Raw genomic sequence first — 23,218 nt, 5'->3', positions numbered from 1 at the left:
GGCTGAGGTTTCAGAAAATGTCAGAAATCAGAAAGCATTATTTTCTTCCCGAGTACTGCATAATTGCTGAAGAGAGGGCTAAAAGGCCTTCGGATTTTGTGGGGGCAGCCGAAGGTTCTGAAGGTTCTGAAGGTTCAGAAGGTTCAGAAGGTTCAGAAGGCTCTCAGGAAAGCTCCTTTGAAAGCTGCGTTTTTTGCGGGGGAAATGAAGAAAAAACGCCTCCTGCAACTGCAGTATATAAGAATGGGGAGGTCTTTGCCGATAGCGGGGGAAAAAGAGTACGCAATTGGGATTTTCGCTGTTTCCCAAACCTCTATCCTGCACTTTCTCCTGCCCCACCTCCTCCCGGATTTCATGGGAAAGATCCTGAAATTCTCCCGGGATTCGGTTTCCACGAAGTGATAGTAGAGTCGCCTTTTCACGGGAAAAAACTGGAAGATTTCTCAGATACTGAAATTTCCGGGCTTATGAATGTCTATAAGGACAGGGTATGCCATTACACAGCCCATGAAAAAATTCGTTATGTCTCCCTGTTCAAAAATTCTGGAAAAAACGCAGGTGCTTCCCAGGACCATCCGCACAGCCAGCTCATAGCTCTGCCGGTTTGTCCTCAGGTTCTGGAAAGAGAATTGAAGGCTATTAGAGAAGTAAAAGAGTGCCCTTACTGTGCTATTATTGAAAAAGAAAAAGTCTCACCAAGACTTATCCATGAAAATAGCAAATTTGTGGCTTTTGCCCCTTACTATTCAACAGGACCCTTTGAAATATGGATCCTTCCAAAAAAACACATAAGCTTTCTCGAGGATTTTAGTCCTGAACTCCTTTTTGCCCTCGGTGAGATTTTGCGAGTTATCCTCAGGAATTACGCAAAAGTGCTTGGAAACCTGCCCTATAACTATATGTTCTACCAGCTTTTTGAAACTCCGGAGTACCACCTGAACCTCAGGCTGGTGCCCCGACTCTCTACTGCTGCAGGGTTCGAACTTAACACCGGAATCTACATTAATACGGTTTCTCCGGAAAAGGCAGCCTCATACCTCAGAGGGGATGAATGAGTGTCCAGAATAACCCGGGAGAGAGAAATCGACATGGAACAAATAGCCAGCAAACAACTGGAGCAAATAACCTGAATAAACAAAAGGGATAAAAAATGGAATAAACAGTTAGAGTAAAAGTTTCCAATGAAAAAACATATGGAAAAAATCAGAGATATATTTATGTACAATTAATAAGGAATAAAGTTAGGGAAGTATAGAGATATATTCTTAATGCGAAAATTGTCCTGTAGACCAGGTATATTTAGATAATTCCTGTTCTGAACAGGTACGTGAAGGGTTTAAGGGGAATAAGTACAGAGAAATTACAGCAGGAAAGACGCAACCTGAGTTTACCAATCTGGAAAATATTTGACAAGTCTGGAAAAATATTTGACAAATTTGGAAAAATATGTTTAACCCGGTAAGCTGAAGGGTTTGAACAGCACAGGCTGGGGGAAGCCTGTAACTTTTAGCGACCGTGATGTCATTTACTTTGACAAAAAGGAACAAGTGAGTCTATGAGAAAGATTCGAATAGGAATGTTTAGTTGGGAAAGTTTGTATTCAATACGTGTAGGAGGGATTTCGCCCCATGTATCCGAACTCTCTGAGGCTCTTGCAGCTGAGGGTCATGAGGTTCATCTTTTTACCCGAGGTCTTGAAAACAATGATGAAGTAATCAGTGGAGTCCACTATCACAGAATTGCATGCGACAGGACTGGAGGAATAGTGGAACAAATGAACAGGATGTGCGATGCCATGTATTGCCGGTTCCTTGATGTGCAGGAAGAGGCAGGAGAGTTTGATATCCTCCACGGGCATGACTGGCATCCTGTAAACGTACTCTGCAGAATTAAAGCCCAGTTCGGGCTGCCTTTTGTCCTGACATTCCACAGTACGGAATGGGGCCGCAACGGAAACCGGCACGGTGACTGGTGGGAAGCAAAAGAGATTTCGCACAGGGAATGGCTTGGAGGGTACGAGGCTTCCGACGTAGTTACAACCTCCACAGTTTTGAGAGAAGAAGTCAAGCACATATACAAAATTCCCGATTACAAGCTATGGGAAATCCCCAATGGAATAAATGTGGGAAAAATAAAAAGAGAAGTTGATCCCGGAAAAATAAAAAGAAATTACGGGATACATCCATGCCTTCCTGTGGTGCTTTTTACTGGGAGGATGTCCTATCAGAAGGGGCCTGATCTGCTAGTTGAAGCTGCAGCAAAAGTCCTTAGGAAGCGGGCTGCCCAGTTTGTGCTCATAGGAGAAGGGGATATGCGGGCTCAATGTGAGAACCAGGCTCAGAGGCTTGGAATTGGGGATTCCTGCAATTTCCTTGGTTACGCCCCGGACAATACTGTCATAGACTGGTTCAATGCCTGTGACCTTGTCTGTGTCCCAAGCCGAAACGAACCCTTCGGGATAGTTGTGCTTGAGGCATGGGATGCAAAAAAACCTGTGGTTGCAAGCGATGCAGTTGCTCTTGTTGAGAACTTCAGAACGGGAATCATTGCTCATAAAGAACCCTCTTCCATTGCCTGGGGCCTTAATTACGTACTTGAGGGTCTCGGACGTAACAGAATGGGAGAGAAGGGGTACGACCTTCTGAAAAAGAGATACAATTGGGAGACAATAGCTGAAAAAACCCTTGAAGTATATGAAAAAGTAATAGAAAAAGCCTGAGTGTTTAAATTATGAAGAACATTTAAAAAGCCTGTGTACTAAAACACAGTGTCCTTAAAAAACTTAGCACTAAAAAATAAAAAATTTATTATTTGAAAAAGTTTGAAGAGAAAGTGTGAGAGGAAGGTATTATACAGTATCTTCCTCGTCGTCTTCGTCAAATTCTTTATAACTGTCGCTTCCTACCATAGCTGCCGAAATTGAGTCAATCCCGTCAAGCCACTCTGCAACAATTCCATATGGAAGCTCAGCCATTATCTCTTCAGGCAGGCTCTGTCCTTTGAGTACGATTGCGCCGCACTGTGCAGTGTAATCAAGAGCAGTTTCAAGGTCATCCGAGGCTTCGGCGTCGATTGCTACTTTTATAAGTTCTTCGATATTTGCCTCCTCCTCGTAATCGCCCATGACATAGCATTCAAAGGCGACGAGTGCCCCCATCAAAGAGGTCTGTACCGAATCGATCATAAGGTCGATATCTTCAGAAATGGGTTCGACCTCGGAAAGCACTATATCCCTGATCTCCTCAAGAATCTTTAAAGACATTTCTTTGGAGAGCAGATTTTTTTCAAAGCGAGCGGTTAATTTGAGGCAGGCAAGAATCACATCGTCAACCATGTTGACGAATACAGCACTCTCCTTTCCGGCCTCTTCTTCGGACTCTTTGATTTGAAAACCGCTTTCCTTTGCCCGTCCGAGCCAGTTTTCCCAGCGCTTTTGGGTATAAAATTCATAGGGGGGGACCTGGTTCATATCATGTTCAGGCACTTATAACACCGCTTATATACCTTTTTTATTAATTAATAATCAGTCTTACTATTACTAAAAGGTGTTTGTTTATGTTCACCAGGCAAGTTTCACTTTTTTTAAGGAATTGCCGGCTTCGCACTTTGAGTCAAGGCTCTCAAGGACCTCTACAATTTTGCATTTGTCCCCTCTTAAAAGCCCTTCCGGATGGCAAATCTCATACACACCGCACTCTCTCTTGCCACATTTGGCGGGCTCATACATAATTTTTGCCCCTTCAACTGCTTTTCTCGACTCCATTGTTGTAAGGATAGGAGCCCTGCTGACGTCCACAGCAAGTACTCCGCTGTCGTGCAGGAAACATTCGTGTATGTCTTTACTTTTGATTCTCTCGACTCTATACCTGCGCCCGGGTTCAAGGTTAAGGCAGGTATTCTTCAAACGGCATTTCTTGCATTCAGGCATTTCACCCTTGAATATGAATTCCAGCCCTTCCCTTGCCAGCCGTGATCCGATGAGTGTTATTTTGGTATCGCTTTCTGTCATAATGGTTCTTCCATTTAAATTTTTTTCGGGCATTTATTGATTCTACGGGATTCCTGGAGTTTATCCCGAAACATTTTGAATTGAGTATTGAGATTAGACCTGAAGTAAGGCATTTAAGTAAAATTATCCTGAATAAATTAAATTCATTTAAACTTGAGTGAGTTTCTAATTACTTATTAAATCTGAATCCAGGTCTTAAAAGGTTCTTGTATTCCATGGTATTCAGTTTTAAGATATTTCAAACACTGTTGATTTTCTGTTTCCGCCTCAGTTAGAACAACTTTTCAACTTATGACCTTTGTGATTCTTGCAACCTTCTCAGCTGCCGAGGGGGTAAGCCCGTTTCCGAGAATTGTATAGCGATCCGGGCGGATACTGTGTGCATGTAACAGGGCTTCGACTATATATTTATCTTCTATGCCCAGTTCTTCTGCAGTCGTAGGAGCCCCGATCTTTTTTAAGGCATCCCTGATCTCCTGCCAGTTTCCTCCGTGCAGGTACATCATCATTATTGTACCAATTCCGCATTGCTCTCCATGCAGTGCAGACTTTGGGGCAATCCTGTCAAGGGCGTGGCTGAACATATGTTCAGATCCCGAAGCCGGCCTTGAAGAGCCTGCAATGCTCATCGCAACTCCGTTTGAGACCAGGGCTTTTACCACAAGTCTGACAGAGGTTTCGTGCTCAGGCTTTATAGAATCTGCATATTCGATAACTACGCGGGCAGCCATTCGTGAGAGAGCGGCAGCATATTCCCCGAAATACTCATTCCTGAGCCTGCTTGCAAGTTCCCAGTCCAGAACTGCCGTATAATTGGAGATTATATCTCCACAACCCGCTGCAAGAAAGCGGAAAGGGGCTGCTGAGATAACTTCGGTATCCGCAATCACTGCAATAGGAGCCTGAGCCTGTACGGAAGCGTTTTTCCCGTTATCCATTATTGAAGCGCGAGAAGATGCTATCCCGTCATGAGAAGCTGCCGTCGGCACACTGATAAAAGGGAGTTCAAGCCTTGTGGAAGCAAGCTTCGCAAGATCAATCGATCTACCGCTCCCGACTCCAAGGAGAAAGCTGGCCTCTGTTTCAAGAGCTTTTTCCATAATTCTCTCGATTTCTTCCATCGTAGCCCTGCAGGTGAGGACCGTCTCTGCACTGCCCCCCGTATCTTCAAGTAGTTTGCAGACTCTTCTGCCTGCAACATCCCACGTAGTGCCTCCGGTTACTACCAGCGCATTTCCTTTCAGTTTAAGATCCCTGCAGACATCTCCTACTTCTTCAAGCACGCCGTGCCCGATAAGTACATCTCTCGGGAACTGCATCCATTTTGCGCTGTTTTTATTAATGGTCAATTTCATACCCGCATGAATTTTTGATTGTAATAAAGATATACTCTAACTGGATTTAATAAATCCGTCATATATAATCCAGCAAGGCACTGAAGTTAGCTTACTGGTGATTATGTACTGGTGATTACGTACTGGTGATTAACATCTCAACTGTTATTGCAGATATTTCTAATCATCCGGTATTTAACACCAGCAGATAACATACAGGCATCAAACACTGTAGATGATAATACTGAGAAATAATGCCTGAGAAAACCGACAACTCGTTTAATATGTATTACTAGTTAAATAGGAGAACTTAATTCATTGGCTTGATTCACCAACTTGATTTGTTAGCTTAATTCTCAATGATGTAAAGAACAAAATGCTCCTGACCAGTTAACTTCCATTTTTCGTTCTTTAACATTCTTCAGAGTCTATGAAAAGAGTTTCGGCACCTGGCTGTAAATTAAAGATTGATATTTTACCAGGGTAATTTACTTAAATCAATTCTCTATCTATTGATAAGTTTATTAACTATAACCTTTTAACAGATATAAATATATAGATAAATTATAAAAATATCGAGATATAATAAACATATAATATAATATCAGTATAATATGTTTACTTTTCCTGAAACACAGCTTTGAGAAGGTAAAGAATATCTATAATTAAACCGAACACCGTTCGCCAGTTGAGGCTCCTACATTTACAGTTCGGAAATAAGTTTGTTTCATATATATAAGCCAGTACATAAATTCAGCTATGTACAGTAAGTATTAATTGTATTAGGTTATTGCCATTTTGACTGAGTGATAAGATGAGTTTTTTAACGGATAAGATTTCACAATTTATCAATACCTACTATCTGGACCCCATAAGGACCGATGACGGGTATAACCTTGTAAACACCTTTACCTGGGCAGTGGTACTGGGCATCTGTATTTTCGGGATTTTCAGGCTCCTTGAAAAGCTGGAGGTAAAAATAACTCCCAAATTCATTATTTCAATCCTGCCGTTCGTACTTGCAGGCTCTTCCCTGCGCGTGCTTGAAGATTCTCCGGCTGGCATCTTTCACCCTCCTTTCACCTATTTGCTTATAACCCCGAATATTTATTTCCTGGTCTTCGGGATAACCGTAATCTGCCTCTGGCTGTCAATCAGGCTGCAGAAAGCTGGGTTTGTGAAGGAATACTATCCCGTTTTTGCAGGCTTCGGGCTTGCATGGTTTTTATTAAACCTGGGCACACTGCTGTACTTTGAGAACATTGTAGCCGGGTATGTTCCGATCTTTGTACTCGGAGCAGGAACAGGGCTGACCTTCGCCTTTTACCTGGTTGCGCGCCGCTTAAAATCCTCAATTTTTACCGACCCTCTTAATCTGTCCATCCTGCTTGCCCATATGCTGGACGCTTCCTCAACATACATCGGGATAGATAAACTGGGATACTTTGAAAAACACGTGCTCCCTTCTTATCTCATTAAACTTACGGATACCGCATTGGTTATGTATCCATTGAAGCTAATTATCTTCGTAGGGGTTCTTTATGCACTTGATACCCAGTTTGAGAAAGATGAGGAGTCAACCAACCTGAAAATGCTTATTAAAATGGTTATTTTGATCCTCGGGCTTTCTCCAGCAACCCGGAATACAATCCGAATGATGCTGGGAATCTGAAAGAAAAGGCAAACAGGTTCCTGTATCTGACACCGGGACCCTGTGTATTAAGTTTTTATTAAGTTTTTATTGGGGGATAAACATGGAAAGAGAGGAAGAATATTATTTGCGGGAGAGAAACGGAGAGGTAAGGACAGAAACTCCTGAAAGAGTGGGGGAAGGAGAAATAGATTCCACAGAGGAAAATGCTTTTTTAGCTGACAGCGGAAAAACAAAAACCCGGCCTGGAGGAAGAAGCATCTCAAAAAGATCCGGGTTTACCAGTTACGTTCGTTTTATCTGGCCGTATGTTCTTTTCATCACCTTTGTGTTCTTCGGGGCTCTGTCTGCAGGCTATACTTCATCGGCAAATTTTCCGGACATGGCTGATACGCTCATGGAAGGTTTTAGCTCCCGTTTCGCGCCCCTTCTGGCTATGCCCCCGATATTCATTATGCTAGGAATCTTCCTTAACAATGCCTTTGTAAGCCTGCTCTTTCTTGTACTCGGGCTTGCTCTTGGTGTCCTTCCGGTGATATTTATTGCCTTCAATGGGTATATTGTCGGAGTAATCTCACACATCGTAGCCCAGGAGAGAGGCCTGCTTTTTATTTTTCTTGCTCTTCTCCCGCATGGGATATTGGAACTGCCAATGGTCTTTCTTTCAGCCGGAATAGGGCTCCGACTTGGGCACCAGGTTTTCTCTGCGCTTATAGGCAGACCCACCGAGATTAAAAAAGAATTTAAGGAAGGACTGAGATTCTATTTCCGCTGGATTTTGCCTCTCCTATTTCTGGCAGCCGTAATTGAGACCTTTATTACACCTTTGATCCTTAGTTTCCTCTAAAAATCAGATAAAATGGAGACTGCCGCGAGAGGCAAACCAGCACTTCGGCTTACCCTCCATTATATAAATGATTACTTCTATTAGAAAGGGTTTTAATAGGTAAAGCTGTTAATGGGGAAAAATCCAATCAAAGCTTTTGTTTAATAAAACCTGGCAGGCTACCTCCGGGACCTGTATTTCAGGCATATCACCTCGAATGTCAGGTTAAGAATCATACAGGATCACACCTGATCACCATCTCACAGAAGTATCAATACCTCGAAAAAGCTGAGAGACATCACATATGATTGACAGGAAAGAAATTAAGGAAATTGTTGAAGGCTATTACGCGCATGCTGATAAGATTAAAGTAGGGACAATTGCCTCTCACTCTGGACTCGACATCTGCGACGGAGCAGTTGAAGAAGATTTCAGGACCCTTGCAGTCTGCCAAGCGGGAAGGGAGAAAACTTACACCGACTACTTCAAAGCTCAGAGAGACCCTTACGGGAGAATAAAAAGAGGAATCGTCGATGAGGCAGTTGTATTTAAGAAATATAACGAAATCCTCCTGCCCCAGAACCAGCAGAAACTGGTTGACGAGAAAGTTCTTTTTATCCCTAACCGCTCTTTTACTTCCTACTGCAGCATAGATGAGATCGAAGAAAATTTTAGAGTGCCTATGGTAGGGAGCAGGAACCTCCTCAGGAGTGAGGAGAGAAGTGAACAGCAGAGCTATTACTGGATCCTGGAAAAGGCAGGTCTCCCGTTTCCGGAAAAAATAGAGTCTCCCGAGGACATTGATGAGTTAGTAATGGTAAAGCTCCCCCATGCAGTAAAGACACTCGAAAGGGGATTTTTTACGGCTTCAAGCTACGGGGAATACCTGGAAAAATCTCAAGCCCTTATAAAGCAGGGAGTGATTACGCGCGAAGCTCTTGAAAACGCAAGGATCGAGCGTTACATCATAGGACCTGTCTTCAACCTTGATATGTTCTATTCCCCAATTGAACCGAAAATGAGCAAGTTGGAACTCCTTGGCGTTGACTGGCGCTTTGAGACCAGCCTTGACGGGCATGTAAGGCTTCCTGCCCCTCAGCAGATGGCTCTTGCCCAGAACCAGCTTACCCCGGAATATACTGTTTGCGGGCACAACTCGGCAACCCTTCGCGAATCTCTTCTTGAAAAAGTGTTCGAAATGGGGGAAAAATACGTAAAAGCCACTCAAGAACACTACGCACCTGGAGTTATAGGGCCTTTCTGCCTCCAGACCTGTGTGGACAAGGACCTGAATTTCTATATTTACGACGTTGCCCCGAGAGTAGGCGGCGGGACCAATGTGCACATGTCAGTCGGGCACTCTTATGGTAATTCACTTTGGAGAAGGCCGATGAGTACGGGCAGAAGGCTTGCCTTTGAGATCAGGCGCGCTCTGGAGCTCGAGAAACTTGATATGATCGTCACATAAATTTATTAAGGCTTTCCGGCATTAGTAGATATGAATTGTGCAGGATACCGTAAACTTTAAAAGTATCACCTGAATCTGCTAGGTTCAAGCCGTAACTAAAAATTTAATGACAGATTTTGCCCGGGTTTTCAGTTTGAAAATAAAGAACTGCCTGGAGAAGGGGTTCGGGCTAATGTAAACCCGTTCCGAAAAATCCCGCTTCAAGTTACAGATTACAATAAAACTAAGGATCACATAGTGAAAATTAAAGATCAATAAGGTTTAATCTTTGAAGTCTGCAGACTCCGGGAAAAAGCAGTTAGAATCCCTGAAGGTACAGATTTCGGAAAAAATACTGCCTTATATCAGATTATCTTCACTTTACTGGAGGAAACTACAACTTGAGTCAGCCCTGTGTTAATATCGGCATGGTAGGCCATGTCGACCATGGAAAAACCACACTTGTTAAAGCTTTATCCGGCGTGTGGACGGATACGCATAGTGAAGAAGTAAAAAGAGGCATTTCGATAAGATTGGGGTATGCAGACTCCCCATTCATGAAATGTCCGAAATGCCCTGCTCCTCAGGGTTATACCGTGGCAGAAACCTGCCCTACCTGCGGAGAAAAAACAGAAGAGCACAGGACAGTGTCCTTTGTAGACGCCCCGGGGCACGAGACCCTGATGGCAACTATGCTTTCTGGTGCTGCAATTATGGACGGGGCAGTGCTTGTAATTGCCGCAAACGAAGACTGCCCGCAGCCCCAAACAAAGGAACACCTTATGGCTCTGGACATAATCGGAATTGAAAACATTGTTATTGTCCAGAATAAAATCGATCTTGTATCAAGGGAGCGCCTTGTCGAGCATTATCACCAGATAAAAGAATTTGTCAAAGGTACGGTTGCCGAAAATGCGCCTGTAATCCCGATTTCTGCCCAGCAGAATATTAACATCGATATCCTGATCGATGCTCTCGAGACCCAGATCCCGACTCCTGTACACAAAGTGGACAAGCCTTCCAGCATGCTGATTGCCCGGTCTTTTGACATTAACAGGCCCGGAGCTTCAATCGATGAAATCCGTGGAGGGGTTATCGGAGGTACCCTTACAGAAGGTGTACTTCACCCCGGAGACGAACTCGAGATAAGGCCCGGAATAAAAATTACAACCGAAGGTACCACTAGATGGGTTCCTATTCTGACCACGGTCTCATCCATTTATGCAGGCGCAACAAAGGTTGAAGAAGCAACCCCTGGAGGCCTTCTGGCTGTCGGAACCTATCTTGATCCTACCCTGACAAAAGGCGACTCTTTAACCGGACAGATAGCAGGCACCCCAGGCACTCTTCCTGATACAAGGCACCAGTTTGTCATGGAGCTGCACCTGCTTGAGAGGGTTGTGGGAGTCACCAGGGAAGAAAAGATCAATGAGATCAAGACCAGTGAACCCCTTATGCTCAACATAGGAACCGCAACGACTGTAGGTGTGGTCACAAGTGCCCGGAAAAACGAAGCCCAGGTAGCACTCAAACGCCCGATAAGTGCAGCCATCGGGGCTATGGTTGCTATTAGCAGGAGAGTCGATTCCCGCTGGAGGCTCATTGGAGTAGGGGTAATAAAGAGTTGAAAATTATAATAGATACTAACGGGTTCATGATCCCTGTCCAGTTCGGAGTGGATATTTTCGAAGAACTGAAAAGGCTGGGTTTTAATGAGTTCTATGTGCCTGAAGCTGTTGTATTTGAAATAGAAAAACTCATAAAGCGGGAAAAAGGTTCAAACAGAACAGCCGCAAAGGTTGCCAGGTCCATGATGGACAGGTGCAGGCGAATAGCCGGTACGGGGCATGCGGATGACTTGATTCTCAGGCTCGCCAGAGAGATGGAAGCGGCTGTTCTGACAAATGATATAGGGCTGAAGCGCAGGCTTGCTGAAAGCGGGATCCAGACCGTATCTCTGCGCCAAAAAAACAGACTGGATTTTGTTTGAAAAACCTACCGGACATCTCCGGGCAGCAGTTCCATTGATTAGGTTTACGGGTGATTAGCAGATGTATAAATTAATGAAACTCGTTGATACTGTTCGCATTCCTCCTACCCTTCTCGGGGAAGAAATAATGCCTACCATTAAAAACGCGTTACGGGAAAAACTTGAGGGACAGGTTGACAAAAAGCTTGGTTCTCTTGTCGCGGTCTACAATATCGACGAGGTCGGAGAAGGGCATATCCTCGTCGGAGACGGGGCTGTATACTACGATGTGACATTTGAAGCAGTAATGTTCCTTCCAGATCTCCAGGAGATTATTGAAGGTGAGGTCGTGGAAGCTGTCGGCTTCGGAGTCTTCATAGGACTGGGACCAATGGACGGGCTGCTCCATGTCAGCCAGATTACTGACGACTTCATTTCTTATGATGCAAAAAACGCAAGGCTTGTAACTAAAACCGGAGGCAAGGCAATTGCCGAAGGGGACCATGTAAGAGCCAGAATTGTTGCGGTCAGTATCAATGAAAGGGAACCAAAAGAAAGCAAGATAGGGCTTACCATGCGCCAGACTGCCCTTGGGAAACTGCAGTGGCTCGAAGAAGCCCGCAGGAAGAAGCAGCCTCAGGAAGTCGCAGGTGAAGAGACAGCTTGAATAGAGAAGAAAGGCAAAAGAGAGGATTTGCAATGCCAGAAAAAGTATGTCGACACTGTTTGAGAGTCCTGGAAGGGCAAACCTGTCCTGTTTGCGGAACTTCGGACCTCGCAGAGGAATGGAGTGGACTTGTTATTATTCTTGACACGGAACGCTCGGAAATCGCAAAAAAACTCGGGGTTGACATCCCGGATAGATTTGCCTTGAAGGTGCGCTGAGTTGAGTGTTCATATCGAACTTCCGAGAGAACTTCGCCCACTTATGAAAAAACCCCTTGGTACTCTATACAGGGGTAAGGGCAGGGATACCGTAGAAAAGTTTGTAGGGAAGCTTGCAAGCCCCACAAAACTTATATCCGTAGGGGATGTTACTACCTTCCACCTGCTCGAAGCCGGGATTATTCCGGACATCTGTATTGTGGATGACCGCACCAAAAGGAAACCGGTATCCAAAGATGTGTCGGCCCGGAACAGGGACAAAGTCTACGAAGAAGTTTCGGTTGACAACCCGGCAGGGATTATCACCGATGAGCTGATAAAAACCCTTTGCGAAGCGTTTGCCTCAGAAAAGCTTCTCCGCATTTTTGTAAAAGGAGAAGAGGATCTGGCAACCCTTCCTGTAATCCTTATGGCTCCACTGGGGTCTGTGGTCCTTTACGGACAGCCCGATGAGGGAGTGGTCTTTGTAGAGGTCACTGAGGAAAAAAAAGAAGAAATAAGGGCTCTTTTTGAAAAGCTCATCAGCAAAAATCAGAATAATGAATTGGATAAGATACGGAGAATTTTAGATGGACATAAAGATCCTTAAAGATAAAAAAAATGCACTTTTAAACAGAAGGGAACTGGATTTCATAGTGAAATATGAAGGTTCGACTCCTTCCAGAAGTGACATCAGGAACAAACTTGCTGCAATGTTAAACGCCCCCCTTGAACTGCTGGTCATCCAGAGGATCAAGACCGAATACGGGATGCAGGAAAGCAAGGGCTATGCAAAGCTCTACGAAGATGCAGCCCGCATGAAACAGGTAGAACAGGAATACGTCCTGAAGAGGAACCCTGCCCCGGGAGCAGAGACCGAGGGAGAAGAGGCTTAAGCCTTACTGAGGTGTATAAACATGGCAGTAAAAGATTACTATAAAGTCCAGGGCGACTCCGTAACCAGACTCAAACAGTTCTGTCCCAGATGCGGACCCGGTACATTCCTTGCCGAACACAAAAACCGCCTTGCCTGCGGAAAGTGCGGCTATACCGAGTTCAAGAAATAACCCGCAAGGGAAATCATAACTCATTTTTCAACCCGGACCGCAGGAGTTTTCCTGCGGCTCCTTTCACTCAGATTACTAAGAGTCTTTTCTTCAACCAGCTTTTCAATTTACTGACCTTAATTTTACCGTCTTTTTACCCATCTTTTTGATCGACTGCAAGCCGCAGCTTTCGGAAAGTAGTTCCCGAAAAAGGATATTATTAAACACTCTCAACTTCAGATCCCGGAAAATGAAATTTAGTTCCTGAATTCAACCGGGTTCCCGAACTTCAACTGGGGACAGAAAGCGGTTTATTTATGAAATATTATATTCAACCAGAAATATGAGACTAAAATGAAATATACGCTTTCAGATAAGAAAAGGGGAAAACATGTCCGAAAAAAAAGAGAGAGTAAAGATTATTGAAATTAAGGATATGCATGTAGAAAACCTGAAAATAAAAGGGTTCAGGCAAAAACCTCTTGTTATCAAAAACCTGACCTTAAAAAATGTCAGGCTGATTATCAGGCTGCCGCCGGAAAAGAAACAGAATTAAATAAATAGGATTAAATACTATGTCAAAACGAGCTTTTTAAGTATCCTTTTCTTCTGCCCTATTTTTTACTCAAGTCTCGTGTTACTCCTCGCTTCACTTTTAGTTTTATTTCTCGACTCTTTTTCTCGACTCTGTTTCTCGTCTTTGTTTCTCGTCTTTGTTTCCCGTCTTTATTTCTGGTCTTTGTTTCCCGTCTTTGTTTCTTCCGACATGCAGCCGGACAAGTTATGGAGTTGTATTTATTAACTATAACTAAAAAACGGTTTTGGGGCTCAAAGAAAATCTGAGCTTCAAGCTTAGGCAAATACCGGATTTAGTAAATCAGTAACTCTTTTCTGCAATCGTATTTATATCTGGGCGCATATATAATTCCATATAAATATTTTTAGAAGATAATGCCAGAGGTCTTATGCAATCTCTTTACGCCAGAGCCTGGTACAGTAAAGCCCTTGCTCTTTTGAACCTGAAAAATCCTATCGGGTCAGAGAAAAACTTTGAAAAGGCTCTTGAAGCCTTTGATTACCTGCTTGAGATTAATCCTCATGACACGGTCGCCTGGCAGTACAGGGGAGATACACTGCGGTACCTCGACCGCCCTGAAGAAGCTCTGGAGGCTTTCGAAAGGGCTCTCGCTTTTGACCCGGACAATGTTCTTGCCCGTTACTTTAAGGGACTTACATTGGGATATTTGAATCTTCCTGAACAGGCTCTGGAAGCTTTCGGAGGAGTGCTTGAAAGGGATTCGGAACATGCAGGTGCTCTTTATTATAGCGGGCTTGCTTTGAACCAGCTAGGGAAGCACATTGAGGCAGTTTCATCGCTCTCAGGAGCACTTAAAACAAATCCTGAAAACCCTGGAGCCTGGTATTACAAAGGAGTGTCCCTATATATTCTGGGAAAGAATGCAGAGGCCCTTAAATCATTTGAAGAAGCCCTGGCGCTGGAACCTTCACATGCAGGAGCATGGGAAGGAAGGGCAAAAGCATACCTTTCCCTGGGCAGGAGAAGGGAAGCTTTGAGAGCATGTGAAAAGTCTCTGGAGCTTGAACCTGCTTCTGCAGGTGCATGGGAAACTCAGGGTAAAATTCTGAAAGGCATAGGAAAAAGAGAAGAAGCACTTGGAGCTTTTGAAAAAAGCCTTATTTTTGAGCCCACGAATGTAAGAAACAGGATAGAAAGAGGCAGGCTGCTCGGAAGTCTGGGAAAGTATGGGGAAGCTCTTCAGGCATTTGAAAGTGTACTTCAGATGGACAGTTCTTATAAAGAGGCAGAAATCGACAGGGGAAAAGCCCTGCTGGCTCTTGGGAATTACCAGCATGCGCTTGATTCTTTCAGTAAAACCCTCAAAGAAAATCCTGAAAATTCAGAAACCTGGGGAGGAATGGGCAGCTGTTCCCTTGCCCTTGGAAAATATTATGAAGCAATGCAGGCTTACGAAAAAGCCCTCTCTTTCGGGCCTGAAAACAGCTGCATCCTGAGCGGCATTGGAGAGGTCTATTATGAGCTTGAGGATTACTCCAGATCTCTGGACGCTTTTGAGCAGGCTCTAAGGCTTGATATCGAGAATGCCTTTGCCTGGAATGGAAAAGGAAATGCGCTCTGTAAGCTAGGGAAATACAGGGAAGCTCTGGAAGCTTATGAAAATCTCCTTACACTTGACTATGAAAGCCTGCCTGCCCGCTACAACAGAGGAGTTGCCCTCTCCATGCTTAAAACCAGGCAAAAGGATACCGAAGAACCTCTTGAAAATCAGCTGCAGACAGCTTTTAAAAAATACCTTGAGCTATCCGGGAAGCTTCCTGAAGACAAAATCGGGGCAGAAGGGTGGAAGTACAGGGGGCTTGCTTTTGCCGAACTTGGAGAATATAAAGAAGCGATTAAAGCCTTTGACAGGGCAACAAATTATAGCTCAGAGGACATATCCTCCCCGATCTATAGAGGAATTGCCTTCATATGTCTTGAGAAATATGAAGAAGCTCTGGAGGCTTTTGAGCAGGCAGAAGAGATTTTTTATACAACCATAAGTACAGAAAAGGCTGGAGAAAACGGTGGAGAAAAAAAGGCGGAAAAGTTCTGGATTCCGGACCCTGCCAGGAAAAAGCCCATGCTGGAAGTGCTCAGGACAGGGAAAGGTTTTGCCCTTGATGCTCTTGGCAGATACGAAGATGCCCTGAAAGCCTTTGAGAATGCCAGAAAACTTTCTGGATACGGAAAAACCTCCTGCTCCGGGAAGGGAATTGTTTTTGTTCACTGCGGAGGATGGAGAAAAGCCCTGGAAGCATTTGATAGCGTCCTTATCTCCGACCCCGAAGATACACTGGCTTCGGTAATGAAAGCTTTTGCTCTTATAAGGCTTCAGGATTTTGAGGGAGCTGCCAGGGTTCTTGAGAAGTTCACAGTAGAGGATAAAGATTCTGATATTCCCTCCTGCCTGCTGGGCTTTGCCTGTTCAAGGCAGGGAGATTTTGAAAATGCCCTGCGGGCGTACAGGAAAGCAACTGAATCAAACCCGAAGAATATTCATGCCAGAAACGGGCTTGCAGAGATTTACTTCAGGCTGGGGAACAGCAGGGGTGCATTAAAAGAGCTTGAAGCTTCAATTGCAGAGGCTCCGGATAATGCATTTTCAAGGAGCCTTAAGGGTAGAGTAGAACTTGAAGAACAGGCGTGCGAAGACGCTCTTGAGTCCTTCAGGCGAGCTCTTGCCCTGGATACGGAAGGCCAGAAGCTCCTGCTCTGGGATGCGTATGCCAGGTATATGTATGCAGAATCTTCTTTTGAGGAGGATAGTGCACGTTTCAGGTATATGCTCCTTGCAACTGCCGGAAAACTTGAAAAGGCAGCTATTTGCCTTGAACCCGGAGACAACGAATTGAGGGCTTATGCCCTGTATTTCCTGGGCCTTTTCTACTGTAAGGTCCGTTACTTCCGAAAAGCTTCCGAAAGGCTTGAAGAATGCTTGAAGCTCGAAAATTCCAGGAAAGTAAAACAGCCTGCATCCCTGCTTCTTAAAAGTATCCATGCAAGACACCTTAGAAATGCCTGGTGGGAATGGTGGCTTGCTCCGGAAACGCATGGTTTTATTAAAAAAACAGGGTTCAGCCTAATTTTCTTTTTAATTTTCAGCGTGCTGCTATCTCACCCCGCAGCCTCGACCCTGCCCTTCATATCCTGGCCTGCAGCCATTATAAGCCAGACTTTTTACCCGGCCGGTGCAAACAGTGTTTCATGGGCTCTTTATGGGAAAGAGTATGTGCTCACGATTCTGATTTTATCCTCTCTTCTGGTCCTTCCAGGGTTCAGGCCCGACAGGACGGAAAAAGAAGAACTCGAACTTGAGACGCTTACCCCTCCACCTCCGGATTTTGACATCCCTGTATCAATTCTTGAAGAGTTTACAAAAAGGCTTGAAAAAAGCCTGTTCTCTCCAGAACCCATGAGAGAAAGCGTGGAAAAGCTTGGAAAATTCTGAGACCCTGCAAAAGAAACTGAAAAAGGGAAATTAGAAAATAAAAAAGGAATTGAGAAGGAGAATCTGAAAAGGAGAAATTGAAAAGGGAAAGTTAGAAAAAATAAATCAGAAAGAGGGGCTGAGGAGAAAAAGATTGGGAGAAAAGGGGGATAAACCAGAAATCCTTCAAGGATGTCAGAAAAGCAAATGTATATAACCCTCTCCGGTATTATCGAAGGCAGTGACAGCAAGCAGAGAAAAAGGACTGGAAAGGAGACCGGAAGCCTTGAAAAACACATTCATCCTTGGAATCGAAGGCACTGCCTGGAACCTCAGTGCCGCAATCGTGACCGAGACCGAAATTATTGCAGAGGTTACAGAAACTTATAAGCCTGAAAAAGGCGGAATCCACCCGAGGGAAGCCGCCCAGCACCATGCAAAATTTGCAGCAATCGTTATTAAAAGACTCCTTGCGGAGGCAAAAGAAAAAGGGGTAGAGCCTTCAGATATCGACGGCATAGCTTTTTCGCAGGGACCAGGGCTCGGACCCTGCCTGAGGACTATTGCAACAGCAGCCAGGATGCTTTCCCTGTCCCTTGGAATCCCCCTGATAGGGGTCAACCACTGCATTGCACATATAGAAATAGGGATTTGGAGAACTCCTGCAAAAGACCCTGTTGTCCTCTATGTAAGTGGGGCAAATTCCCAGGTTATATCGTATATGGAAGGGAAATACAGGGTCTTTGGGGAAACCCTTGATATAGGCCTTGGAAACGCCCTTGATAAATTTGCGCGGGGAGCAGGCCTGCCTCACCCGGGAGGGCCTAAAATTGAGGCGTGTGCAAAAGACGCAAAGAGATACATCCCTCTCCCATACGTAATTAAAGGAATGGATCTCTCATTTTCAGGGCTTTCCACTGCTTCGAGCGAAGCCCTGAAAAAAGCTTCTCTTGAGGATGTCTGCTACTCCTATCAGGAAACTGCTTTCGCGATGGTCGTGGAAGTTGCAGAACGAGCCCTTGCCCACACAGGAAAAAAAGAAGTACTGCTTGCAGGCGGAGTGGGTGCAAATACCAGGCTCCGTGAAATGTTAGACAAGATGTGTGAAGCCAGGGGTGCAAAGTTCTATGTGCCGGAAAAACGCTTCATGGGCGATAACGGGACAATGATTGCATACACAGGGCTCCTGATGTACAGGTCCGGAAATACCATTTCCATCGAGGATTCTCGTGTAAACCCGAGTTTCAGGACCGATGATGTGGAAGTGACGTGGATAAAGGAAAAAGAGATGAAAAAGGTCCCTGAAATTTCCCCTGAGGCTTTCTTCAGTATGCCACCCGGAGAAATGCTGGACAACGGGGCTGAAGCTGTTATTTATCTTGAAGAAGGACCTGAAGGAAAGAAAGCACTTATTAAGGAAAGGGTTCCCAAGGTTTACAGGCATAAAGAGATAGATGAGAGGATAAGGAGAGAGAGGAACCGGACAGAAGCCCGCCTTATGTCTGAAGCCAGGCGCGCAGGAGTGCCAACACCGATCATCTATGATGTTGAGGACTTCAAGCTCAAAATGCAGTTCATCGAAGGAGTCCCCATAAAGTACCTCATAACTCCTGAGGTTTCGGAAAAAGTTGGAGAGCTTGTAGGCAAACTGCACAGTTCAGGTATAGTACACGGGGACCTTACCACCTCAAACCTCCTTCTTGCAGGCGAGAGGCTTTACCTCATTGACTTCGGACTTGCTTATTTTGACAAAAGCCTGGAAGCCAGAGGCGTAGATGTCCATGTGCTTTTCCAGACCTTTGAGAGCACTCACCGCGACCACGAAACACTTATTAAAGCTTTCGAAAAAGGATATGCAAGTACTTTTATAGATTCAGAGGATGTACTCAGGCGAGTTGAAGAGATAAAAAAGAGGGCTCGCTATGCATAAGATCGTTTTTGTTACGGGAAATAAAGGCAAGTTTGCCGAAGTAAGGGATATCCTCAAAACTTTCGGGATAGAAGTCATTCAGGATAAGAATGGATACCCGGAACTTCAGGAAGATGAACTTGAACCGATAGCAGCCCACGGGGCACAGTATGTTGCAAACAAACTGAATATGCCTGTGATAGTAGATGATTCCGGGATCTTCATAAATGCATTAAACGGCTTTCCCGGCCCCTACTCCCGCTTTGTAGAAGATAAACTCGGAAACCCTAAAGTGCTGAAACTGATGGAAGAGGAAAAGGACAGGGCAGCATATTTTAAAACCGTGATCGGATACTGCGAACCTGGACAAAAGCCTCTTGTTTTCCCTGGAATAGTGGAAGGGAAGATCGCATACGAAGAGCGAGGCACAGGTGGCTTTGGGTATGACCCTATATTCGAATACCAGGGCGTGACTTTCGGGGAACTCGGGGACGAAGAGAAAAATAAGGTTTCCCACCGGCGCAGGGCTATCGATAAGTTTCTGGAATGGTTTACAAGCAGGGCTTAAAAACCCTGCACTTTCAGAAAACAACTGTCTCACTTTTCCGAGGGTCTCACTTTTGTATAGTTACTTTTTCTCTTTTGGCTTATGCTTGAGCAGGTCAAGGGCCACACTGAGCTGGTTTAAGCCCAGTTTCAGGGCAATTGTAATTATCTGGTTATTCGAACTGTGTCCGAACTCCCTCTTAATGGCAAAGAGATCCATTATGCACTGCTGATCCAGTACTAGCGGTCCGTCAAGCAGGTCTTTTGAAGTCGGTTTTTTGTCTCTGGCCTCTGTTTCCTTTGGCTCGATTTTATGTCCGTCTTCTGATTTTGCAGCCCCACCCGCAACTTTAGACTCTTCAGGTTTCTGCCCGTAGACATATTCCATCTGCTGGAGGCAGTGAGTCAGGCAAACGTTTTGTATAAATTCTTCAACTTCCATGCCGTTAAGAGCTGCATATTTTTTGATTTCCTCAAGCTGCTCCTCAGAAAAACAGATACATAGCAGATTTTCATCGCATTCCTCGTTTATTCCGAACCCTCCTGTGCTTTCCGATGAACTGTACTTTCATTCCTTTCTATCTTTTGATCATTATTTTAGTTAAGATTTCTTTAATCGGTCTATTTAAGCTTTCTTTTACCAGTCGTTTCCTGTTATCCTTTAACCTGTTACTTATCTTCAAGTTTTCCTTTTAGTTTTAGCAGCTAAAAAATTACTCTCATCCGCTGAGTAAAATTTTTTATTATTTGGAGATCATTTACAGTTATATGAAAAATTTTATTTCCGACACTGCAGCCGCAGACACTATCCCTCTTAAACTTGTAGTATATCTTGCGCTTCTGGCTGCAGTAGTGATCCTTCTGGCCCATGCCTGGAATACAGCCTCGCCTGTCCTTCAGGACGCAGAGATAAAAGCCCAGGCAGAAACCGCCTCCCTTTCTCTTCTCTCGATCCAGGAAGGGTACGCCCGTGACTCTGCGGACAGGTATAGCCCTGAGGGAAGTATGTGCATCCTGACCTTTTCTCTCCCGCCATCAGTCAGATATATCAGTTTCGGAGTAGACCCTGATCAGGAATGTAATGGCAACCTGACCGACTCCGAGTGGACCCCTGAAAATAATATCATTATATATCAGTACAAAAACGGAGTTAAAAAAAGAGTACTTCTTGAAGGAAAAACAATCCATTTCATAAAAGGTATCCCGAATTCTGAAGGCATATGGGTTCCTGCCCGGACTCAGGAGGGCAGTGAAATGCTGTCAGTTGTTGAAGAAAACACGGCAGTGGTAATAGAATACCCTATCTCAGGCGAGTTCCTGTTTGAAATGGTCACCCTGGACGGCATGAGATATACGATGGCCAGGTTCTGAATATCAGAAAAAAAAATCAGGAGTAAGAAATCAGTAATGCTCTTGCCGGGGCACCATCGCATCCATCAATTTTCAGGGGCAAGCACAGGAAAAAATATATCCCTGTTTCTATTGAGCTAAGGTCAAGGCATTCCACGATATTCACGTTATTTGAAAGAAGTATGTGATGAGCAGGCAGGACTTCTGAGGATAGGTTGTCAACGGAAAAGCCATCAATTCCCACTGTTTTGAACCCGTTCCGAACAATCCAGGATGCAGCGCCTGCATCAAGATAAACAGATTCATCAAGTGGCTCCTCAGGTTCCTTCTCCTTGTCGCTTTCTTCTTCCTGAAGACCTGAACTTTCGGGATGGATTCCTTTCCGGAAAGAAAATCTGGTTTTCAGAAGGAGTATAGGAACACTTTCAGTAATTTTCCGGTCATTATAAGCCTCATCAAGAATATAGTCTGTCAATGCCCCATTTCTCTGAGAAAAGTCCAGAACAACCGCCTTACCCATAAGGCTCTCTATGTCCAGTCTATCAACTGAAAATCCGTCTTTCAGGATGTGAGATGGTGCATCAACATGCGTGCCTGTATGGCTTCCGAAACTCAATCTGGATACTGCACATCCGTCCTTTTCGAGAGTACAGGTCCTTTCAATTGAAGGTTCCGGATCTCCCGGAAAGATGGGAGTCAAAGAAGAAATTGAGACTGTAATATCTGTGACCTTTCCCTTAACTGGAACTTTTTCCGGGTCAAACATCTCCTTCCACCTTGTCCTGAGTTTCTGATTCTGTTCGGCCTCATTACGAAGTCATTCTCATATCAGTCCATGTAGATAATAGACCTATTATTACATTCGTCAATACATTTCATGCAAAGGTTGCACTTTTTAGGATCGATTTTCGTAAGCTCGTTTTCTTCATAAATGGCTCCCACAGGACACACATCCTTGCATTTACCACATCTTTTGCAGCCGAAAACTACGACGTATCCATCCATCTTTGACATCAATGAACCTTTAGCACCTGATAGATATATTAGTTTCTAAGCCGGATTCGATTAATTTCTAAGCAGATTAGGAAAATCCCTTTCTATTGAGTTCCCATTCATCATGGGGGAAAGACGGCACCAGGAAACAAGCCTTATATAGGACAAAAGAATATGCAGTCTCAGGTATGGAAAAGTTCACCGAGGATGAAACAGGCTCTTTTTGCAGTTACATCTCAGAGGGCTGCAGGCTCTGCCAGCAGGGTGCCAAAATGGTGCTCTTTGTAACGGGCCTCTGCCCTAAAAGCTGTTTTTACTGCCCGCTTTCTGATGGAAGACATGGAAAAGACCTGGTTTTCGCAAATGAAAGGCCTGTAAAAAGCGATGAAGACTTGCTTAAAGAAGCTGAGACTATGGATGCCCTCGGGACAGGGATTACTGGTGGGGAGCCTCTACTTAAGCTGGAGAGAGTCCTGCACTACGTCCGACTGCTTAAGTCCTCTTTTGGGAAAAATCATCATATTCATCTTTATACGTCTCTAGCTCCTGATAGGGAAACCCTTGAAAAGCTGGCAGAAGCAGGCCTTGATGAAATCCGCTTTCATCCTCCGCAGGCATTATGGGGAGAGCTCATGCACAGCCCTTATGCAGATACCCTGCGGAATGCAAAAGGTCTTGGAATGGAAACCGGAATAGAAATCCCTTCTCTGGAAGGTGCGGAGAGGGTCGCAACTTTTGCAGAGGAAATGGGAATTTTCCTCAACCTGAACGAACTGGAATTTTCCGATAATAACTCAGAAGCTCTTCTTGAAAACGGGTTTTCCCTGGAATCAGACACTTCCTGTGCCGCTGCCGGTTCCTGCACGCATGCTGAAACAGCTTTCCATGTTTGTAAGAAAGTACATTTCTGTTCTTCGACCTATAAGGATGCAGTCCAGCTGCGCAAAAGATTTCAGAGAATTGCAAAAAACATAGCAAGAGAGTTTGATGAAATCACTGAAGACGGAACTCTCATCTATGGGGTTATCAATGGGGGGAATCAGGAGCTTGCAGAAGAGATCCTCAGGGAGATAGAGGTTCCTAACGAACTTTTCGAAGTAAAAAGCGGAAAAATTGAGATCGCCTGGTGGGTGCTTGAAGACCTTAAGGATGGGCTTAAAGAAGAACTTGAACCTCTTGGAACGAGAATTTTCATTATTGAAAGGCATCCTTTTGAAGACGGGTTGCTTGTAGAACTTATTCCTTTATGAGGATATCTTTTCGGGCT

24 protein-coding genes are annotated in these 23,218 nt (G+C 44.5%); 18 read left to right on the top strand and 6 right to left on the bottom strand.

Features of this window, described 5'->3' with window-relative positions:
• Window positions 1-17 precede the first annotated feature (17 nt).
• The gene (locus ACZ5A8_RS04355; RefSeq protein WP_464532426.1) at window positions 18-1,055 is read left to right on the top strand and encodes a galactose-1-phosphate uridylyltransferase; all 1,038 of its coding nucleotides are present in this window, start codon (window positions 18-20) and stop codon (window positions 1,053-1,055) included.
• 500 nt (window positions 1,056-1,555) lie between these two features.
• On the top strand, window positions 1,556-2,719 hold the full coding sequence (locus ACZ5A8_RS04350; protein ID WP_464532425.1) for a glycosyltransferase family 4 protein: 1,164 nt from the start codon (window positions 1,556-1,558) through the stop codon (window positions 2,717-2,719).
• Window positions 2,720-2,848: 129 nt separating this feature from the next.
• On the opposite strand, the gene ACZ5A8_RS04345 is transcribed toward ACZ5A8_RS04350, so the two are convergent.
• From ACZ5A8_RS04345 to ACZ5A8_RS04335, 3 genes are all read right to left on the bottom strand, one after another.
• Entirely contained in the window at window positions 2,849-3,484 is a 636-nt protein-coding gene (locus ACZ5A8_RS04345) for a DUF2150 family protein (protein ID WP_229388420.1), read from the bottom strand.
• A gap of 75 nt (window positions 3,485-3,559) precedes the next feature.
• Entirely contained in the window at window positions 3,560-4,009 is a 450-nt protein-coding gene (locus tag ACZ5A8_RS04340) for a UPF0179 family protein (RefSeq protein WP_322223481.1), read from the bottom strand.
• Window positions 4,010-4,293: 284 nt separating this feature from the next.
• A complete protein-coding gene (locus ACZ5A8_RS04335) occupies window positions 4,294-5,364 on the bottom strand; it encodes an NAD(P)-dependent glycerol-1-phosphate dehydrogenase (RefSeq protein ID WP_464532423.1) in 1,071 nt (356 codons plus the stop codon).
• 793 nt (window positions 5,365-6,157) lie between these two features.
• Between ACZ5A8_RS04335 and ACZ5A8_RS04330 the strand changes: the two genes are divergently transcribed.
• From ACZ5A8_RS04330 to ACZ5A8_RS04265, 14 genes are all read left to right on the top strand, one after another.
• On the top strand, window positions 6,158-7,015 hold the full coding sequence (locus ACZ5A8_RS04330; protein WP_229388429.1) for a DUF63 family protein: 858 nt from the start codon (window positions 6,158-6,160) through the stop codon (window positions 7,013-7,015).
• Between the two features lie 82 nt (window positions 7,016-7,097).
• Entirely contained in the window at window positions 7,098-7,841 is a 744-nt protein-coding gene (locus ACZ5A8_RS04325; protein WP_464532422.1) for a stage II sporulation protein M, read from the top strand.
• Between the two features lie 283 nt (window positions 7,842-8,124).
• Window positions 8,125-9,288 carry a formate--phosphoribosylaminoimidazolecarboxamide ligase family protein gene (locus tag ACZ5A8_RS04320; RefSeq protein WP_464532420.1) on the top strand — a complete coding sequence of 388 codons (1,164 nt, stop codon included), beginning with the start codon at window positions 8,125-8,127 and terminating at the stop codon, window positions 9,286-9,288.
• Window positions 9,289-9,668: 380 nt separating this feature from the next.
• A complete protein-coding gene (locus tag ACZ5A8_RS04315; RefSeq protein WP_464532419.1) occupies window positions 9,669-10,895 on the top strand; it encodes a translation initiation factor IF-2 subunit gamma in 1,227 nt (408 codons plus the stop codon).
• Window positions 10,892-11,257 (top strand): DNA-binding protein, encoded by a 366-nt coding sequence (locus ACZ5A8_RS04310; protein WP_464532417.1) that lies wholly within the window; start codon window positions 10,892-10,894, stop codon window positions 11,255-11,257. The genes ACZ5A8_RS04315 and ACZ5A8_RS04310 overlap by 4 nt, the downstream gene beginning before the upstream one ends.
• A 61-nt stretch (window positions 11,258-11,318) precedes the next feature.
• Entirely contained in the window at window positions 11,319-11,903 is a 585-nt protein-coding gene (locus ACZ5A8_RS04305; RefSeq protein WP_322223492.1) for a DNA-directed RNA polymerase, read from the top strand.
• Between the two features lie 32 nt (window positions 11,904-11,935).
• Entirely contained in the window at window positions 11,936-12,121 is a 186-nt protein-coding gene (gene spt4, locus ACZ5A8_RS04300) for a transcription elongation factor subunit Spt4 (protein ID WP_048132197.1), read from the top strand.
• Between the two features lies 1 nt (window position 12,122).
• Window positions 12,123-12,710, top strand: coding sequence for a GTP-dependent dephospho-CoA kinase family protein (locus ACZ5A8_RS04295; protein ID WP_229388446.1), 588 nt, complete (start codon window positions 12,123-12,125; stop codon window positions 12,708-12,710).
• Window positions 12,691-12,996 (top strand): 30S ribosomal protein S24e, encoded by a 306-nt coding sequence (locus ACZ5A8_RS04290; protein ID WP_229388448.1) that lies wholly within the window; start codon window positions 12,691-12,693, stop codon window positions 12,994-12,996. Before ACZ5A8_RS04295 ends, ACZ5A8_RS04290 begins: the two co-directional genes overlap by 20 nt.
• A gap of 21 nt (window positions 12,997-13,017) precedes the next feature.
• The gene (locus ACZ5A8_RS04285; RefSeq protein WP_229388450.1) at window positions 13,018-13,167 is read left to right on the top strand and encodes a 30S ribosomal protein S27ae; all 150 of its coding nucleotides are present in this window, start codon (window positions 13,018-13,020) and stop codon (window positions 13,165-13,167) included.
• Window positions 13,168-13,537: 370 nt separating this feature from the next.
• Entirely contained in the window at window positions 13,538-13,702 is a 165-nt protein-coding gene (locus tag ACZ5A8_RS04280; protein ID WP_229388452.1) for a hypothetical protein, read from the top strand.
• A gap of 409 nt (window positions 13,703-14,111) precedes the next feature.
• On the top strand, window positions 14,112-17,174 hold the full coding sequence (locus tag ACZ5A8_RS04275) for a tetratricopeptide repeat protein (RefSeq protein ID WP_464532415.1): 3,063 nt from the start codon (window positions 14,112-14,114) through the stop codon (window positions 17,172-17,174).
• 220 nt (window positions 17,175-17,394) lie between these two features.
• On the top strand, window positions 17,395-19,083 hold the full coding sequence (locus tag ACZ5A8_RS04270; RefSeq protein ID WP_464532413.1) for a bifunctional N(6)-L-threonylcarbamoyladenine synthase/serine/threonine protein kinase: 1,689 nt from the start codon (window positions 17,395-17,397) through the stop codon (window positions 19,081-19,083).
• Window positions 19,076-19,630, top strand: a complete 555-nt coding sequence (locus ACZ5A8_RS04265; protein WP_464532412.1) for an XTP/dITP diphosphatase — start codon at window positions 19,076-19,078, stop codon at window positions 19,628-19,630. The genes ACZ5A8_RS04270 and ACZ5A8_RS04265 overlap by 8 nt, the downstream gene beginning before the upstream one ends.
• Before the next feature lie 60 nt (window positions 19,631-19,690).
• On the opposite strand, the gene ACZ5A8_RS04260 is transcribed toward ACZ5A8_RS04265, so the two are convergent.
• On the bottom strand, window positions 19,691-20,050 hold the full coding sequence (locus ACZ5A8_RS04260; protein ID WP_322223502.1) for a hypothetical protein: 360 nt from the start codon (window positions 20,048-20,050) through the stop codon (window positions 19,691-19,693).
• Window positions 20,051-20,376: 326 nt separating this feature from the next.
• On the opposite strand from ACZ5A8_RS04260, the gene ACZ5A8_RS04255 reads away from it, so the two are divergent.
• Window positions 20,377-20,979, top strand: coding sequence for a hypothetical protein (locus tag ACZ5A8_RS04255; RefSeq protein ID WP_464532410.1), 603 nt, complete (start codon window positions 20,377-20,379; stop codon window positions 20,977-20,979).
• Window positions 20,980-20,995: 16 nt separating this feature from the next.
• On the opposite strand, the gene ACZ5A8_RS04250 is transcribed toward ACZ5A8_RS04255, so the two are convergent.
• Window positions 20,996-21,724, bottom strand: coding sequence for a cyclase family protein (locus ACZ5A8_RS04250; RefSeq protein ID WP_464532408.1), 729 nt, complete (start codon window positions 21,722-21,724; stop codon window positions 20,996-20,998).
• A 62-nt stretch (window positions 21,725-21,786) separates the two neighbouring features.
• On the bottom strand, window positions 21,787-21,972 hold the full coding sequence (locus ACZ5A8_RS04245; protein ID WP_322223508.1) for a DUF362 domain-containing protein: 186 nt from the start codon (window positions 21,970-21,972) through the stop codon (window positions 21,787-21,789).
• A 167-nt stretch (window positions 21,973-22,139) separates the two neighbouring features.
• On the opposite strand from ACZ5A8_RS04245, the gene ACZ5A8_RS04240 reads away from it, so the two are divergent.
• Window positions 22,140-23,201, top strand: coding sequence for a DUF8061 domain-containing protein (locus ACZ5A8_RS04240; RefSeq protein WP_464532407.1), 1,062 nt, complete (start codon window positions 22,140-22,142; stop codon window positions 23,199-23,201).
• The last annotated feature ends 17 nt before the right edge of the window (window positions 23,202-23,218 follow it).

The organism is Methanosarcina subterranea, assembly GCF_055385895.1.
Note: the sequence above shows the minus strand (reverse complement) of the source record. Positions and strands in the feature narration are given on the sequence as shown.